The organism is Paraburkholderia guartelaensis (assembly GCF_004353905.1).
GTDB classification, from domain to species: domain Bacteria; phylum Pseudomonadota; class Gammaproteobacteria; order Burkholderiales; family Burkholderiaceae; genus Paraburkholderia; species Paraburkholderia guartelaensis.
On sequence record NZ_SMOD01000010.1, the window covers coordinates 24,467 to 40,421 of the forward strand.

Consider the following 15,955-nt stretch of genomic DNA (forward strand, 5'->3'; position numbering starts at 1 on the left):
TCGTTATACAGAATAGCGCTCAGCACAATTGCGCGCGCCCATGGTTGAGCACGAGCACGTCGCGTTCCAGCACGCGTGCGCGAAAACTCACCTCGTCGCCGTCTCGCCACATCTCGGTGCGGATCGTCTCGCCCGGATACACAGGTGCCGTAAAGCGCGCGTGAAAGGCCGCGAGGCGTTGCGGGTCGCTTGCGCACAGCGTCTTGAGCACGGCATGCGCGGCGACGCCCCACGTGGCGAGGCCGTGCAGGATAGGCCGCTCGAACCCTGCCGCGCGCGCGACCTGCGGGTCGGCATGCAACGCGTTGTCGTCACCGCACAGGCGATAAATCAGCGCCGTTTCCGGGCGCGTCGGCAGATCGCAATGATGATCGGGCGCGCGCTCGGGCATCGGCGGCGGCGGCGCGGGCGCTTCATCGCTCAAGCCGTTGTCCGCGCTGAAGCCGCCGTCACCACGGCAGAACGTGAGCTGCGTGACGGTGGCATACAGTTCGCCGCTTGCCTTGTCGGTAATGCTACGCTGGATTTCGAGCAGCGCGCCCTTGCCTGCGCCTTTGTCGACCACGCGCGTAATGCGCGAGCGGCCGATCACCGTTGCGGACGGCGGCAACGGCTTGTGCATCACGAGGCTCTGCTCGCCGTGCAAAAGCCGCACCCAGTCGATGCCGGAGCGCGGGTCGCGCGCCCAGAAGCCGGGAAAGCCGAGCACGACGGCAAGCGTCGGCGGCACGCGCAATTCTTTTTCGTAGACGAATGCCAGGTCATCCGAATCAACGGGATTGGCACCGTATCCGATGGCGAGGCTGTAGAGCATGGCGTCGCGCGCGGTATAGGTTTGCTCGACGTCCTTGAACGGCCAGTTGCGCAGGGTGTGATAGTCGATCGTCATGGCGGTGCGTTCAATGAAAGATCAGGCCTCGGCGGCGGGCCACTTGAAGAGCGGGTCGGCCTTCTCGCGAAAGCGCTTCACAGCTTCGCGATGGAATTCGGTCGTGAACGCAATGCCCTGCGCTGCCGACTCGATTTCGAGCATCGCCCGCAGGTCGCTACCAAGCGACTGATTCAACGCGCGCTTGGCCAGACCGAACGCAATGGGCGAAGCCGTCGCAAGACTGGCCGCGACCTGCGTCGCGCGCGCATGAAGCTGTTCCGGCTCGACCACTTCGAGCACCGCACCGATCTCCTTCGCTTCCGCCGCGCGTACTTCGCGCGCCGTAAAGACGAGATCCTTCGCGCGCGCGAGTCCCACCACGCGCGGCAGCGTATAGAACGCCCCGCAATCGGGCACGAGACCGACTTTCATGAAAGGCATGCAAAAGCGCGCACGCGTGCTGGCAATCACGAAATCGGCGGCGAGTGCGAAGCTGAAACCCGCGCCGTAGCACACGCCATCCACGGCCGCGATCACCGGGCGGTCGAGGTCGATCAGCATGCTCACCCAGCCATGCAGGTCGTCGATCCGGTCGCGCCCGGCTTCGGCGCTCGTCACGTTCATGCCGCGCACGTCACCGCCCGAGCAGAAGTCACTGCCCGCGCCGCGCAAAATGACCGCACGCACGCTGCGGTCGGCACGTATGCGCTGCACGGCTTCCAGCAATTCCACTCGCATCTCGCCATTGAGCGCGTTCTTCGCCTCCGGACGATTGAACGTGAGCGTCGCGACACCCGCGTCCTGTTCAACCAGCAAGGTTTTTTCGCTCATGCGCTCACCCCGGCGCCTGCGAGTTCGGCGAGCGCCTTGTCGAGCGCCGTGATGAGATGCACCGGCTCGACGCCTGCGAACTCCACGTCGGAGCGCGCGAGAAACGCCTCGATATGCGCTGCGCAAGCCTCGCGCGTAGCGGCTAGTCCGGTGAAACCGTCTTCGAGCCAGGCAACCGAAGCCAACGGACGCGGGTGCCAGTCGCCATTGACGATCGCCTTGACCACCTTACCCTCACGCACGAGCAGGCTCAGCCAGATCAGCCCGGCCGGCGCCTTTTCGCGTCCGCGCACGATACGGTCTCCCGTCGCGGTGATCGGGTGGTAACGCGTGGCCTCGCTCTTCTCGTGGAACCAGCTTTCTTCGTGCAGTTCGCGCTCGTATTGCTGGGCGAAAACGAGTTCCTCGCTGCCGAGCGCGCCAGACTCGAGCGCCATTTCGCCGAAGGTGCGGCGAACGCAGGCCGTGACCCAGGCGGTCAACTCGTCGGCGCTCACCTCGCGGCCGAGTTCCTGCTCCAGAAACGTGTAGCGCGAGCCGAGATCCTTGTGTTTCTTGTCCTTGACCTTCTCGGGCGCCATGGGCATGGCGCGCGCCGCGATTGCCGTGTCGATCGCCTTCACATTCAGCAAAATGCGGAACGTCAGCACGCCGCCTTCGATCTTGAGCGACGTGGCCACGAGTTTGCGGCCGTCGATCTCGACATCGTTCAGCGGTCGATAAGCGGCCTGCAGACCGAACACATCGTGCAGCGCTTCGGCGACGTGGCCCAGTATCGTCGGAAACGCTTGCGCTGCCGTTTGGGGCACGCCGGGCAGACCGATGGGCAGATAAAACGCGAGAAATGCCGAGCCGCGCCCCGCGTAGATCGCGCCGCCACCGCTCACGCGCCGCCGCGCGAGCACGTTGTTGTCGCGGCAGAACGGCAGATCGAGCACCTGGTTCGGATCTTCGTTCACGCCTACTGTGATGCTGTCTTCGTTGAAGACGTTCAGATAGACCGTGGGCGGCGCGAGATTTTCGGCCACGGCGCGCTCGACGGCGGGCGACACCGAAATCGAAAAGTCCGCGTAGCTGTGGCCGCCTACGACGAGGCGCCACGGGGTTGGGGTGTGCGTTGCGCTTGCATTCATGTCGTCTCTCTCCGTTGATCTTCTACGAGCGCCGCGCCTTCGATCTTCGCGACCGTCTCGATGGCGTCTGCGTGTATGAGCGTCTGGCGCTTGAAGCGCTCGGCTATGGCCTCGATCGCGCCGCCCTGCGGCGTCCCTTCCACCTGCAGCGTGAGATGGTCGCCGCCATGCGCCTTTGTGCCGACCACAAGCCGATACGCGCCGCTCGCGCCCTCCACGCCCAGCAGCACTGTCTTCAACTCGGATGGGTAAACCTTCACGCCCTTGATTTTCACCATCGAATCGGCGCGGCCGAACACCACGCGCGGCAGCGACACCGTGCGCCCATGCACGGGCGCGGTGCGCTCGAGCACGGTGAGGTCGCCGGTGCGATAGCGCACGAGCGGCTGCAGTTCCTTCTTTAGATGGGTGAGCACGAGTTCGCCGCGTTCGCCCTCGGCAACCGGCTTTCCAGCGTCCGGGTCGATGACTTCCGCGTACAGAAGCTCGTCGAACACATGCACGCCCCTACCGCCGGGAAACGTGCGCGCCACGGGCAGGCATTCGGAAAGCGAGTAACTGTCGATCAGCAACGTGCCCGGCATCGCTGCGCGCACGCGGTCGTAAAGCGCCGCATTGCCCGTGAACGCTTCGCCGCCGGCAAAAAACACACGCGGCACGGGGCACCCCGCTTCGATGAGCTTGAGCGCGTGCGACGGGTTGCCGGCGAGCACCGTCACGCCGCATTGCTGCGCAACGCGCGCCGCGCGCTCGGTCTCGCCGGGACCATGCGGAATGCACGCCACGCCGCGCGCTTCCATCTGGGCCTGATAGAAAAGTCCCGCAACGAAGAGGTGATAGCCGAACGTCACCATGCACACGTCGCCAGGACCGATGCCGCACGCGTCGAGATGCTGCCCGCACGCGGCTTCGATCGCACGCAGATCGGCTGCGCTCTGCAGGATCGGCACCAGCGTTGCGCCCATCGGCGTGAGGTGCACGCGCACCGGCGGAACGGCCGGCGCAAACGCGCCGTAGCCCGGGCGATTCATCTCGGCCACCAGGTCGGCGCGCGTCATGAGCGGCACGCGCTCGGCGAACTCCGCCGCGCTCGCGACGCTGCGCGGCAGACGTCCCGCATAGAACGGATGCGTTTGCAGCCGCGCGAGTTGCGCGTTGAGTGCATCGAGCATCGTCTCCTCCTCTTTATGTTCAGTAGGCATGCGAAGCGTTCGTGCTCAAGCCGCTCGCTCGAAAATGGCCGCGATGCCCTGCCCACCGCCAACACACATCGTTTCGAGGCCATAGCGGCCCTTGCGGCGCTGCAGTTCGTAGAGCAAGGTCGTGAGCATGCGCACGCCCGTCGCGCCGATCGGGTGACCGAGCGAGATACCCGAACCGTTCACGTTCAGCCGCGATTCGTCGTGCCAGCCCCAGCCCTTAAGCACGGCGAGCACCTGGCACGCGAAGGCCTCGTTCAGTTCGACGAGATCGAGTTGATCGAAGGTGAGCCCGGTCTTTTGCAGCAGCTTTTGCACTGCCGGCACCGGGCCGATGCCCATCGTCGCGGGCTCGCATCCCGAAGCGGCCCAACCCGTGAGATAACCAAGCGGCGTGAGGCCCAGTTTGTCGAGCTGATCTTCGGCGACGATCAGGCACGCTGCTGCGGCATCGTTTTGCTGGCTTGCGTTGCCCGCCGTCACCGTGCCGCCTTTCATGAGCGGCTTGAGCTTCGCGAGCGACGCCTCGCTTGCGTCGGCGCGCACGCCTTCGTCGCGTGCGAACAGCACCGGGTCGCCCTTGCGTTGCGGCACCGAAACCGCCACCACCTCCTCGGCGAAGCGGCCCGACTCCCATGCTGCCGCGGCGCGCTGGTGGCTGCGCACGGCGTAAGCATCCGCTTCCTCGCGCGTGATGCCGTACTCCTTCGCGAGGTTCTCCGCCGTTTCGATCATTCCGGAGATGTAGCCGAAGCGCGCTTCGGGCTGCGAGCGTTCGCGGCCACGCTCGAGACGATCGTGCATCTTCACTGAGCCCGCGCGTGCGCCCCAACGCATGTCAGTCGTGTAGTACTCGATATTGCTCATGCTTTCCACGCCGCCGGCCACGACCACGTCCGCTGCGCCGCTCTGCACCATCATCGCGGCGGTCACGACCGCCTGCAGCCCGCCGCCGCAACGGCGATCTAGCTGCATGCCGGGCACCTGCACGGGCAGCCCCGCTTCGAGCGCGGCCCAGCGGCCGATGCAAGGCGTTTCGCTGTTCGCATACGATTGCGCGAAGACCACGTCTTCGATCCGCGCCGGGTCCACGCCGCTGCGCGCGATGGTTTCGCGCAGCACCGTGGCCGCCAGCGTCTCGACGGAAACAGGGCGCAGACTGCCGCCGAACGTGCCGACCGGCGTGCGTACCGGTGCGACTATCGCTGCTCTTCTCATTTCGGATTCCTTTGCATGGTGTCTGGTTGTTGTTCGCCGCGTCATGCGCCTGCGTACCGTCAAACCGCTATCGCATCGCGCCGTGCATGGTGTTGCGCGGCCAGCTGTTCGCGCCACTCCGGCGGCGCGACGGCGAGCATGCGCTCAGTGCGCTGCGCGAGCGTAAGCCCTCGCAGATCCGCCACGCCGTGCTCGGTGACGATCACCGCCGCATCGCTGCGCGGTGTGCTGACCGGCCCCGAAAGACGCGCGACGATGCGGCTGCCATGCCGCGTGCTGGCTGCGAGCGCGACGATCGCGACGCCTCCGTGCGAGCGCGCCGCGCCGCGCATGAAATCGAGCGCACCACCCACGGCGCCCACATAGCGGCCGCCGGCAGCTTCCGCATTGATCTGACCCGTCAAATCGACTTCTAGCGCCGAGTTGATCGCCGCGAACCGATCGAGGCTGCCGAGCACGTCGATGTCGTGCGTGTAGGCCGTGGCGCGAAACTGAATCTGTGCATTGCGGTGCGCATGCGCATAGACCTTGCGCGTGCCCATCATCGTGCCGGCTACGCTCACGCCTCGATCGCGCGACTTGCGAGCATTCGTCACCACACCGGCCTCGATCAGATCGACTACGGCGTCGCCGATGGTGCCGCTATGCACGCCAAGGTCGCGGCGATCGCGCAACTGCGCGACGATGGCCTCGGGGAGCGCGCCTAGGCCGAACTGGATCGTCGAGCCGTCTTCGATCAGCGACGCGGCGTGCTGTGCGATACGCCGCTCGATGTCGCCGGCCTGCGTGGCCGGCGCTTCCAGCGGCGCGCGGTCGGTATGGACCAGCACGTCGAAATCGTCGGCGCGCAACATTCGCTCGCCGTAGGTCCAGGGCGCCGCCGCATTCACCTCCGCAATGACCACACGCGCGCTGTCGATCAGCGGCACGAGATACTCATGCGCGATCGAGAGGCTGTAGCGGCCCGCCTCGTCCGCGGGGGCGACTTGCAACAGCAACACGTCGATGCGATTCGGACCGCTGGTCAACGCGCTGCGAAACTGCGAGTAGTGACACGGCAGGATGTCGAGCACGCCCTCGCGTTCGAGCCGCCGGTTCGTACCCGAGGCACCATAGGCCATGAAGTCCACGCAGTCGGCATAAGCGGGCTCGAGCGTGTCGGACCACGACGCGCCCACGAACACGCGAAAGCGCCCGCCGATCGCCTTGCGCTGCAACATCAGCAGCGCGGTGAGCGTGCACGGCTCGGCTCCGCACTGGCCCCACGCGAGCGTGTCGCCGGGGCGCACATATTGGGCGAAGTCGAGCTGCGCGGCGTCAACGATGCGCGCCGCGCGCGGGCCGCGCGTCATCAGACGGGGTCCCAGCTGAAGACATCGGCGGAAACATCGAGCGTATGGAACGACTTGCGCAGCGCCGGCATGGCATGCTCGGCAATCGTCTCCGGCGTCCAGCCCTCGCCGCGATGCACCGAACGCACGGGGCGCGGCTGGCTCATCAGGAAGATTTCGTTATTGCGCACCGCAAAAATCTGGCCCGTCACGTCGGCGGCCTGTTCGCTCGCGAGGTAGACGGCGAGCGGTGCGATCTTCGCGGGCGTCATCTGCTTGATCTTGGCGACGCGCGCTTCCTGCTCCGGCGAATCGATCTTGATCGAGTTGATCATGCGGCTCCAGGCGAACGGCGCGATGCAGTTCGAACGGACACCGAACTTTTCCAGATCGAGCGCGATGGATTTCGACAGGCCCGCAATGCCGAGCTTCGCCGCGCTGTAGTTGGCCTGCGCGAGATTGCCGATCAGCCCGGACGTGGACGTCATATGCACGAACGCCCCGCTACGCTGCTCCTTGAAGTGGTCGGCGGCGGCGCGCGAAACGTAGTAAGAGCCGTAGAGGTGAACCTTCAGCACGGCGTCCCACTCTTCTTCGCTCATCTTGTGGAAGAAGCGGTCGCGCAGGATGCCGGCGTTATTCACCACGCAATCGATACGGCCAAACACGTCCAGCGCGTTCTGCACGATGCGGGCGGCGCCAGCGGCGTCGGCCACGCTGTCGGTGTTCGCAGTGGCCTGACCGTCGAACGCCTTGATCTCGTTCACCACGGCTTGCGCGGGACCGTCGTTATGGCCCTCGCCGGTGAGCGACGCGCCCACGTCGTTCACCACGACTTTCGCGCCGTGGCGCGCCATCATGAGCGCGATATCGCGGCCAATGCCCCCGCCCGATCCCGTCACCACCACGACCTTGCCGTCCAGCATTCGTTGCGTCGTCATCGTTTTCGCTCCTCCAGCCCGCGTTGCGCCGGGCATTCATTCGATTTGAATCGTTATGCGGCAAGCTGTGCCGTTCGTGTTGCAGCTTGACGCATCGGCCAAAGCTGCACAATTTGGATATGCCGAACGCCTGTTTCGGCCAGGATTAACCCGTACTATCGCTAATGGCGCGCATTGCGCTGCGGCGCAATAATGGCTGGAGTCTGCTCGCCCCTCATGTTTTTTGCATCCCTCGAACGAACGAGCTGACGGACATTGGAGTCACGGCAAGTCAACCCATGCATTTCGATCTCGTCGACCTGAAACTCTTTACCCACGTAGCCGAGGCAAGCAGCCTCACGCGCGGCGCGGAACGCGCGCACCTGTCGCTGCCCGCGGCGAGCACGCGTATCAAGAATCTCGAAGAACAGGTGGGCGTGAAGCTCTTGAGCCGCACGAGCCAGGGGGTCACGCTAACGGGCCCCGGCGAGACGCTGCTCGCGCACGCGCGCCGCGTGCTCAAGCAACTCGAGCAACTCACGGGAGACCTGCAGGAATACTCGCAGGGTGTGAAGGGCCATGTGCGCGTGTTTGCGAACACCACGGCAATGAGCGAGTTCCTGCCTGCTGTGCTGCGCACCTACCTCATCAATCATCCCGACGTGTACGTGGACATTCACGAGCGCCTGTCGCCCGATATCGTGCGTGCCGTGCAGGACGGCACGATCGATATCGGCATCGTGGCCGGCAATGTGCGCACCGAGGGACTGCAGGTGCTGCCCTACCGGCGCGACCGGCTCGTGCTCGTCACCGCACTGAGCCACCCGCTTTCGCAGGCAAGCGAGATGGCGTTTGCCGATACGCTCGACTACGACTTCATCGGGCCGCCCGACGAAAGCGCGATCTTCTCGTTTCTCAAGCGCGCCTCGTCGGATTTGCAGCGCACGATACGCTGGCGCATCCAGATCGGCAATTTCGAATCCGCGTGCCGCATGATCGAGGCGAACATCGGCATTGGCGTGCTGCCCGAGGGCACGGCGCGCCGCCACGCGCAAACCATGTCGCTCAAGATCGTGCCGCTCACCGACGAGTGGGCCGTGCGCAAACTGCAGATCTGCATGACCGACCGCGACGCGCTGCCGCTGTTCGCGCGCAAGCTCGTCGATCTGCTGGTGGCCGACGGCATCGGGCGCCTCGAATAGACCGCATGACGCGGCGCGAGTGCTGCGCGCCGCGCCTCTTACTTATCGCCCACCGGCCGCGCGAATCATGTTGCGCGCAATAACGATCTGCTGGATCTGGCTCGTGCCTTCGTAGATGCGGAAAATGCGCACATCGCGGTAGAAGCGCTCGATTCCATAGTCGGACATATAGCCCGCGCCGCCGAAGATCTGCACCGCGCGGTCGGCCACACGCCCGCACATTTCGGATGCGAACAGCTTCGCACACGCGGCCTCCGTGCTCACGTTCTGGCCGGCGTCGCGCCGACGCGCCGCGTCCAGCACCATGCAGCGCGCCGCGTAGAGTTCGGTCTGGCTATCAGCGAGCATGGCCTGCACGAGCTGAAACTCGGCAATCTTCTCGCCGAACTGCTCACGCTCCATCGCGTAGCGCAGCGCGTCGTCGAGCATGCGCTGCGCCACGCCCACACAGATCGCCGCGATATGAATACGCCCCTTGTCGAGCACCTTCATCGCGGTCTTGAACCCCACGCCTTCTTTGCCGCCGATGATGTTTTCCGCGGGCACCTTCACGTCCTCGAAGATGACGTCGCAAGTATGGGCGCCGCGCTGCCCCATCTTCTTGTCGCGCTTGCCGAAGCTGATGCCGGGCGTTTTCGCGTCGACGATAAATGAGGTGATGCCGCCCGCGCGCGGTTCATCGGGATTGGTGCGCGCCATCAGCGTAAACATGCCGGCCTGCGGCGCGTTCGTGATAAAGCGCTTGGTGCCGTTCACCACGTAGTGGTCGCCGCGCCGCTCGGCGCGCGTCTTGATCGAGGCGGCGTCCGAACCCGCGCCCGGCTCCGTGAGCGCGAAGCTCGCGATGATCTCGCCGCTCGCAAGCTTCGGCAGCCATGTTGCCTTTTGCTCATCGGTGCCGTCGATCACAATGCCCTGCGAGCCAATGCCTACCGTCGTGCCGATGATCGAGCGAAACGCGGGCGAGGTCTTGCCGAGTTCGAACATCACGAGGACCTCTTCTTCCATCGTGAGATCGAGGCCGCCGTACTGCTCCGGAATGGTCAGACCGAAGAGACCCATGGCCTTCATGTCGTCGACGATATCGGCCGGAATTTCATCGGTTTCGGCCACGCGCTCTTCGTTCGGCACGAGACGCTCGCGCACGAAGCGCGCGACGTTGTCGAGCAGAACGTTCATCGTTTCCTGGTCGCGAATCATGGTGTATGCCCTGCAATCGTTGATCGGGCGGCACGACGCCGCCCGTGATGATGAGAAAATCAGGAATGCTCAGTGAGCGCGCACGGCGCGTTTGGCCATTTCGCGCAGCGGCTGCTTTTGCAGCTTGCCGCTGGCCGTTGTCGGAATCATGTCGATGGTCACGATTTCCGACGGCCGCTTGTAGGCCGAAAGCCGCTCACTCAGATAATGGGCGAGATCGTCCGTGTCGATCGTCGCGCCCTCCTTCGCCTCCACGAAAGCCACGACTTCCTCGTTGCCTTCCGCGTCGCGCCGCCCCACCACGGCGCTCTGGCGCACCGCCGCGTAAGTGTTGATGACCGACTCGACCTCGATGGGATACACGTTGAAACCCGAACGGATGATGAGATCCTTCGAGCGTCCCACGATGAAGAGCGCACCGTCCGCGTCCAGCCGGCCCAGGTCGCCGGTCTTGAGCCAACCTTCTGCGTCGAGCACTTCGGCGGTCAGGCCCGGCTCGCGATAGTAGCCGTGCATGACGCCGGGACCGCGCACCCACAACTCGCCCGCTTCGCCGCGCGGCACATCGTGGCCATCGGGCCCGACCACGCGCAACTCGGCGCCTTCGACGATCTCGCCCGAGGACACGTCCTTGCGCGGACGGTCCATGCGCGTGATGAAGAGCGAGCCCGCATACTCGGTCATGCCGTAGCCGTGATGCAGCGGCATGCCGAAGAGCGCTTCGACCTGCTGCTTGAGCGTGGGATCGAGCGGACCGCCGCCCGTATAGAGGTAGCGCAGACGCGGCGCATGCACTTTGCCGCCGTGCTCGCGCACATAGGCGACGATGCGCGTGAAGAGCGTCGGCACGCCCTGCAGAATGGAGATTTCGGAGGCGCCGAGCGCTTTCACGACTTCTTCCGCCGAAAAGCGCGCCGCGAGATGCAGGCTCGCGCCCGCCTCGAACGTGGCGAGCAGCAGCGTGGCAAGGCCGAAAATATGCGACATCGGCATGACCGCGTACGCGCAGTCCGCTTGTGTCATGTCGCGCGACGTCGCGGAGACATGCGCGAAATGCAGCAGGCCGCGATGCGTCGCCATCACGCCCTTGGGCTGGCCCGTCGTGCCCGACGTGTAGATGAGCACAGCGACCTCGTGCGCGAGCGCTTCGGCCTCACGCACGGCGTTGAGATCGGGCGCGGCCATCATCAGCGGACCGAGGCCGGCGGGCGCGATTTCGCGCGCGCGATAGCGCACGCCGTGGCGCAGCGCGTCAGGCGAAGCACCATGCGTAAACAGCATGAGACGCGGCCCGCAATGCGCGCGGATCGTCTCGATCTCGCGCTCGGAGAGCCGCGCATTGACCACGGCTGGCCACGCGCCGATTTCCGAAAGCGCGAACAGCAGCGTCACCACGGCCGAGCAGTTTTCGGCCACGATGAGCACGCGGTCGCCCACGTCCACGCCCTGCTCGCGCAAAAACCGCTGCGCTTGCCCAACGTCGCTCCAGAGCTGCCCGAAGCTCGTCACCTTTGCTTCTTCGCGTATCGCCACGGCTTCGGGCGACGCCTCCGCCCAATGCCGCGCGATATCGCTGATCTTGCGCGCCGCTCGCCTCACCACTGTCACCTCCCGTCGTTGCTCTTTGACTGCGTACGGCGCGCCGTGGCACGCCGCATCGCGACAGGTATCAGTGTGGTTCAGGCGCGGCCTGCCAACAATTCGTTTTCGATAAAGCCGGCATTCGTCTGCCGAGAAGTCGGAGTTCACCCCGATGGCCGGGGCTTCGAGACGATTATCGTCCCACTGCGCTCGCGGGTTCGCGAGGCACTCAGCGCTCGCTGATTACGCGTGCGAGGCGCCGACGCGCGGTCGCTGCGGCCCGATCCGCGCACAGGCTCGCCGAGCCAGCCCACGCGCCGCAGCCGCCATGCCCGTGCGGGCGTCTCGCCTGCGCCTGCGCGGCCATGCGCAGGCGTTGCCGCCAGTCACTCCATCTGCGCCGCCGCACGCTCGCCTCCCATCGTGCCCTTAGAAGCGTTATTCGCCCGATGAATCGCCACGATGCCCGCGAGCGACACACAGGCCGGCGCGGCCGCCGCAAGAAAGAGCGACGAGGACGACCATTGCAGGTGCAGGAGCGCGCCGCCCAGCACCGGGCCGACGACCGAGCCGATACGCCCCACGCCGAGGCTCCAGCCGATGCCGGTCGAGCGCAGCGAGGTCGGATAGTAGGTCGCGGCGAGCGCGTTGAGCGCGGGCTGGCCGCCGATGATCGTAAAGCCCGTGACGAAGATCGCCACGAACATCGCGGCCACGGAGACCATCACGGCCGGATTGCCGATGGCAGCCGTCGAGACGATGGCGATCAGGAACGTCGTGGCGAGCACGCGCGTAAAACCCGCGAGGTCGATGATGCGCCCGAGCAGCAGCGTGCCGATCACGCCGCCGCCCCACAACGCCGTGCCGGCGAACACGGCGGTCTGGGTCGAATAGCCGGCGTCGCGGATCACGGTCGGCAGCCAGTTCGAGAGGAAATACATGGCGAGCAGGTTCGCGAAGTTCACGACCCACAGCAGCACGGTCACCCGCGCGCGCCCTTCCTTGAACAGCTCGACGAACGGCACGCCGCGCGAGCGCGTTTCCGCTGTCGTGAACTGCACGCCGGTTGGCAACGCTAGCGCAGGCGCCACTCGGGACAGATTGCGGCGCACGCGCGCCTGAGTGTTTTCACCGCGGCCGCGAAACAGGAGGAACTGGATCGACTCGGGCAACGCGAGCCACATCAGCACGCCGAGCACGAGCGGAATCGCGCCGCCCACGAAGAACACGGCGCGCCATCCGAACGCGGGGATCAACGCCGCGGTGATCAGGCCGCCCACCACGCCGCCGAGCGTAAAGCCGCACGAGACGATCATCATGAGCGTGACGCGCATGCGGCGCGGGCTGTACTCGCCCGCGAGTGCCATCGCGTTCGGCATGATGCAGCCCAGACCCAGCCCCGCAACGAAGCGCCAGGCCACCAGTTCCGCGATCGAATGCGCGAAGCCCGTCGCGACCATACACGCGGAAAAGAACAGCGTCGCGCCGATCAGCACCGGGCGGCGGCCGATCTTGTCGGCGAGCGTGCTGAACGTGAGCGAGCCCACCAGCATGCCAAACAGGCCCGCACCGAACACCGGCGAGAGCGTTTCCTTCGCAATGCCCCATTCGCGGATCACGACCGGTGCCACGTAGCCCATCGCCTGCACGTCGAAGCCGTCCATCACGAGGCACAACGCGCACAGCGTGACCACGAGTAGCTGATACGGCCCGAACCGGCTTTCGTCGATGATGCCGGTAACCTCCACCGCCTTATTCATGCAATGTCTCCAAATTTGTTTTGTCTTCTCGATCGCTCTGCGGCGATTAGAGCCTGTTCACACTAATAACGAGCTTGCGCTGGCCGCCAGAAGGGCCGAGCGCAAGGATTGCGACGAAGCGAATACTCGACGTATTCGTGAGGAGCATGACGCAGCGATCGGCCCTTCTGGCGGCCAGCCCTTGGCATGAAATTGTCTAGTTTGGGGAACGTGCCTTGCCGGCCGCATTGCGGCGTCGCGCGTCGCTTGTTTGGCGTGGCCAAACGGCGCTCCTTGCTCCTTGCACTGCGACCGGCAAGGTACGTTCGCAAGCCCGTTATTAGTGTGAACAGGCCCTAAAGTTCGAGGACCAATCGCCCGCTTTTCGCGCGCGAGCAGCAGGTCATCATGCGGGTTTGCGTGTCCCGCTCGGCGCGCCTGAGCACCACGTCGCGATGGTCGATCTCGCCCGCCAGCACCCGCACTTCGCAAGAGCCGCACAAGCCTTCTTCGCAATCGCTTTGCACGTCGATGTTCGCGCGGCGCAGCGCGTCGAGCACGGTCTGGTCCGCGCCTACGTTGAGCACGAGCCCCGAGTCCTTCAACTCGACTTCGAACGCCTGCTCCTGCGAGGGGTCGAGCTTGCCGCCGGTCGCAGCGAAATGCTCCACGCGCAGCGCGTCCTCGGGCCACGCCTCGCTGCAGGCTTCGAGCGCTTCGAGCATGCGCGCCGGGCCACACGCGTAGACGCGCGTATGCTCGTCGACATGCAGCGCGGCAAAATCGTTGCGCGTGCCTTCGTCGGAGACGTGCATATGCAGGCGCTCTCCGTGCAGCTGCGCGAGTTCGTCGACGAGCGCCATCGTCTTGCGCGAGCGCCCGCTATAGTGCAATTCGTAGTCGATGCCCAGCTCGCGCGCGCGGCGCGCCATGGCGCTCACCGGCGTGATGCCGATGCCGCCCGCAATGAAGATCGCGCGGCGCCCTTCTTCGTCGAGCCGGAAGTGATTGCGCGGGCCGCGAATCTTCAGGTGCATGCCTGCGCACAGCGTGTCGTGCATCCACGCCGAACCACCGCGGCTTTGCGTTTCGCGCAGCACGGCGATCTCGAAGGCGCCCGTGTCGGCGGGGTCCGAGCACAGCGAGTACTGGCGCGAGATGCCCGTGTCGCCGCACTCCACGTCGATATGCGCGCCCGGTGCCCAGCGCGGCAGTGCGCCGCCGTCCGGCGCGACGAGTCGCAAGCGGACGATGCCTTCGGCCACGGCATCCACACGCTCGACCACCACAGGCCGCGAAAGCGCGTGCGCCGATGGCTCGCCGATTCGCACCGCCACCTGCGCGCCGAGCAGCGCCGGATTCGCGCGCTCCGGGTTTCGCGCGGGGTCCCATTCCACGAACACATGCTCAGGACCCCGGAACGACGTGTTGGGCACGTACGTAAACGTCTGCTCGGCCAAACGCATGTGCGGCATCCGGCGCGTGAACTCTTCGAGGAAGATCTGCATCTCCATGCGCGCGAGGTTCTTGCCCATGCACTGGTGCGAGCCATAGCCGAACGTGACATGGTCGCTCGCGTTGTCGCGGCGAATGTCGAACAGGTCGGCATCGGCGAAATGGCGCTCGTCGTGATTCGCCGAGGACGTCACGATAAGCAGCTTCGAACCCGCGGGAATGTCGATGCCGCCGATTTGCACGTCCTTCGTCGCGAGGCGCCGCCAGGCCGCCACCGAGCCGTTGTGGCGCAGGCACTCCTCCACCGCGTTCGGAATGAGGCTCGGGTCCTCGCAGATCTCGCGCCACGCGTGCGGGTGCTGCAGCAGCAGCTTCATCGCGTTCGCCGTGGCGTTGGCCGTGGTCTCGTGCGCGGCCACGATGCCGGCCATCATCATCGAATGCAGATAGGAGTCCGTGACGACTTCCGGATGCGTCTTCTGCTTGCGAATGCCATATTGCATCCAGCCCGGGCCGTCCGGGTTCTGGCGCATCTTGTCGAGCACCTTGCCCGCGAACTGCCAGAAGTTGCCCACCGCGTGTGCGACTTCGACCTGCTCTTCAGGGCGCGGCCGGCCCCACGTATTGACTGTGTGCGCGATCGAATACTTGCGCAGCAGGTCCATATCTTCCTCGGGCACGCCCAGAAAATGCAGCGCCACGGTGAGCGGCACTTCCCAGAGCATCTGGTCCACGAGATCGGCGCGGCCTGCGTCGATGAAACGGTCCACGTATTCGCGCGTGAGGCGCCGCACCATCGGTTCGTGGTGCTTGAGATGTTCGGGCGTGAACGGCTCCATCAACACGCGACGGCGCGGCATGTGGGCAGGCTCGTCCTCGTTCACCAGCGTACGGTTCATGGCATAGCCGTACGACTCCAGCACCGCGTTCGCCTCGGGGCCGGTGGGCGTGATCTTTTCGAGCGCGATGGAGGGTGAGAACGTGAGGTTGTCGCGGAAGATCGCCTTGATGTCGTCGTAGCGCGTGACCACCCAGTAGCCAAGCTGCGGGCTATAGAACACGGGCTCCTGCTCGCGCGCCCAGCGCACATAGTCGGGCGGGTCCTGCTGGTAGCCGTCGCTGAAAGGGTCGAATGCCGCGGCATTGGCGCTGACCGGGCAGCGCGGCGCGGCGTTTGCGCCGCTGTTCGCTGCGTGGGGGAACGGGCAGCCGCCCGTCGACTGGGAAGGTGTCTCGCTCATCTGCCTCTCCTGCATCCTGCGTGCATTACGTTTT

12 protein-coding genes are annotated in these 15,955 nt (G+C 65.6%); 1 reads left to right on the forward strand and 11 read right to left on the reverse strand.

Features of this window, described 5'->3' with window-relative positions; translation table 11 throughout:
- Nucleotides 1–19 precede the first annotated feature (19 nt).
- The 7 genes from E1N52_RS14750 to E1N52_RS14780 are packed head-to-tail and all read right to left on the reverse strand — an operon-like array spanning nucleotide 20 to nucleotide 7,509.
- Nucleotides 20–889, reverse strand: a complete 870-nt coding sequence (locus E1N52_RS14750; protein WP_133183499.1) for a MaoC/PaaZ C-terminal domain-containing protein — start codon at nucleotides 887–889, stop codon at nucleotides 20–22.
- 21 nt (nucleotides 890–910) lie between these two features.
- A complete protein-coding gene (locus E1N52_RS14755; protein WP_133183500.1) occupies nucleotides 911–1,702 on the reverse strand; it encodes an enoyl-CoA hydratase/isomerase family protein in 792 nt (263 codons plus the stop codon).
- Nucleotides 1,699–2,835 carry a lipoate--protein ligase family protein gene (locus tag E1N52_RS14760; protein WP_133183501.1) on the reverse strand — a complete coding sequence of 379 codons (1,137 nt, stop codon included), beginning with the start codon at nucleotides 2,833–2,835 and terminating at the stop codon, nucleotides 1,699–1,701. The genes E1N52_RS14755 and E1N52_RS14760 overlap by 4 nt, the downstream gene beginning before the upstream one ends.
- Nucleotides 2,832–4,037, reverse strand: a complete 1,206-nt coding sequence (locus tag E1N52_RS14765) for a phenylacetate--CoA ligase family protein (RefSeq protein WP_133183502.1) — start codon at nucleotides 4,035–4,037, stop codon at nucleotides 2,832–2,834. Before E1N52_RS14765 ends, E1N52_RS14760 begins: the two co-directional genes overlap by 4 nt.
- A gap of 15 nt (nucleotides 4,038–4,052) precedes the next feature.
- Nucleotides 4,053–5,252, reverse strand: a complete 1,200-nt coding sequence (locus tag E1N52_RS14770; protein WP_133183503.1) for an acetyl-CoA C-acetyltransferase — start codon at nucleotides 5,250–5,252, stop codon at nucleotides 4,053–4,055.
- 59 nt (nucleotides 5,253–5,311) lie between these two features.
- Nucleotides 5,312–6,604 carry an acetyl-CoA hydrolase/transferase family protein gene (locus tag E1N52_RS14775; RefSeq protein WP_133183504.1) on the reverse strand — a complete coding sequence of 431 codons (1,293 nt, stop codon included), beginning with the start codon at nucleotides 6,602–6,604 and terminating at the stop codon, nucleotides 5,312–5,314.
- Nucleotides 6,604–7,509 carry an SDR family NAD(P)-dependent oxidoreductase gene (locus E1N52_RS14780; protein ID WP_028208307.1) on the reverse strand — a complete coding sequence of 302 codons (906 nt, stop codon included), beginning with the start codon at nucleotides 7,507–7,509 and terminating at the stop codon, nucleotides 6,604–6,606. Before E1N52_RS14780 ends, E1N52_RS14775 begins: the two co-directional genes overlap by 1 nt.
- 293 nt (nucleotides 7,510–7,802) lie before the next feature.
- Between E1N52_RS14780 and E1N52_RS14785 the strand changes: the two genes are divergently transcribed.
- Nucleotides 7,803–8,705, forward strand: coding sequence for a LysR family transcriptional regulator (locus E1N52_RS14785; RefSeq protein WP_133183505.1), 903 nt, complete (start codon nucleotides 7,803–7,805; stop codon nucleotides 8,703–8,705).
- Nucleotides 8,706–8,747: 42 nt separating this feature from the next.
- Here the strand turns inward: E1N52_RS14785 and E1N52_RS14790 are convergent, their stop codons facing one another.
- The 4 genes from E1N52_RS14790 to E1N52_RS14810 all read right to left on the reverse strand — a co-directional run bounded on the left by E1N52_RS14790 (nucleotide 8,748) and on the right by E1N52_RS14810 (nucleotide 15,921).
- Nucleotides 8,748–9,905, reverse strand: coding sequence for an acyl-CoA dehydrogenase family protein (locus tag E1N52_RS14790; protein ID WP_133183506.1), 1,158 nt, complete (start codon nucleotides 9,903–9,905; stop codon nucleotides 8,748–8,750).
- A gap of 69 nt (nucleotides 9,906–9,974) precedes the next feature.
- Entirely contained in the window at nucleotides 9,975–11,507 is a 1,533-nt protein-coding gene (locus E1N52_RS14795; RefSeq protein ID WP_165979388.1) for a class I adenylate-forming enzyme family protein, read from the reverse strand.
- A 365-nt stretch (nucleotides 11,508–11,872) separates the two neighbouring features.
- Nucleotides 11,873–13,246: an MFS transporter gene (locus tag E1N52_RS14800; RefSeq protein WP_133183508.1), complete on the reverse strand. Its 1,374-nt coding sequence runs from the start codon at nucleotides 13,244–13,246 to the stop codon at nucleotides 11,873–11,875.
- Between the two features lie 335 nt (nucleotides 13,247–13,581).
- Nucleotides 13,582–15,921 carry a cytochrome P450/oxidoreductase gene (locus E1N52_RS14810; RefSeq protein WP_133183510.1) on the reverse strand — a complete coding sequence of 780 codons (2,340 nt, stop codon included), beginning with the start codon at nucleotides 15,919–15,921 and terminating at the stop codon, nucleotides 13,582–13,584.
- Nucleotides 15,922–15,955: the final 34 nt, after the last annotated feature.

Excerpts from the sequence above, each read along its gene's own strand:
- E1N52_RS14750 (WP_133183499.1), bottom strand. The coding sequence starts at position 889 with ATGACGATCGACTATCACACCCTGCGCAACTGGCCGTTCAAGGACGTC.
- E1N52_RS14780 (WP_028208307.1), bottom strand. The coding sequence starts at position 7,509 with ATGCTGGACGGCAAGGTCGTGGTGGTGACGGGATCGGGCGGGGGCATT.
- E1N52_RS14790 (WP_133183506.1), bottom strand. The coding sequence starts at position 9,905 with ATGATTCGCGACCAGGAAACGATGAACGTTCTGCTCGACAACGTCGCG.
- E1N52_RS14810 (WP_133183510.1), bottom strand. The coding sequence starts at position 15,921 with ATGAGCGAGACACCTTCCCAGTCGACGGGCGGCTGCCCGTTCCCCCAC.
- E1N52_RS14775 (WP_133183504.1), bottom strand. The coding sequence starts at position 6,604 with ATGACGCGCGGCCCGCGCGCGGCGCGCATCGTTGACGCCGCGCAGCTC.
- E1N52_RS14785 (WP_133183505.1), top strand. The coding sequence starts at position 7,803 with ATGCATTTCGATCTCGTCGACCTGAAACTCTTTACCCACGTAGCCGAG.
- E1N52_RS14760 (WP_133183501.1), bottom strand. The coding sequence starts at position 2,835 with ATGAATGCAAGCGCAACGCACACCCCAACCCCGTGGCGCCTCGTCGTA.
- E1N52_RS14800 (WP_133183508.1), bottom strand. The coding sequence starts at position 13,246 with ATGAATAAGGCGGTGGAGGTTACCGGCATCATCGACGAAAGCCGGTTC.
- E1N52_RS14770 (WP_133183503.1), bottom strand. The coding sequence starts at position 5,252 with ATGAGAAGAGCAGCGATAGTCGCACCGGTACGCACGCCGGTCGGCACG.
- E1N52_RS14765 (WP_133183502.1), bottom strand. The coding sequence starts at position 4,037 with ATGCCTACTGAACATAAAGAGGAGGAGACGATGCTCGATGCACTCAAC.
- E1N52_RS14755 (WP_133183500.1), bottom strand. The coding sequence starts at position 1,702 with ATGAGCGAAAAAACCTTGCTGGTTGAACAGGACGCGGGTGTCGCGACG.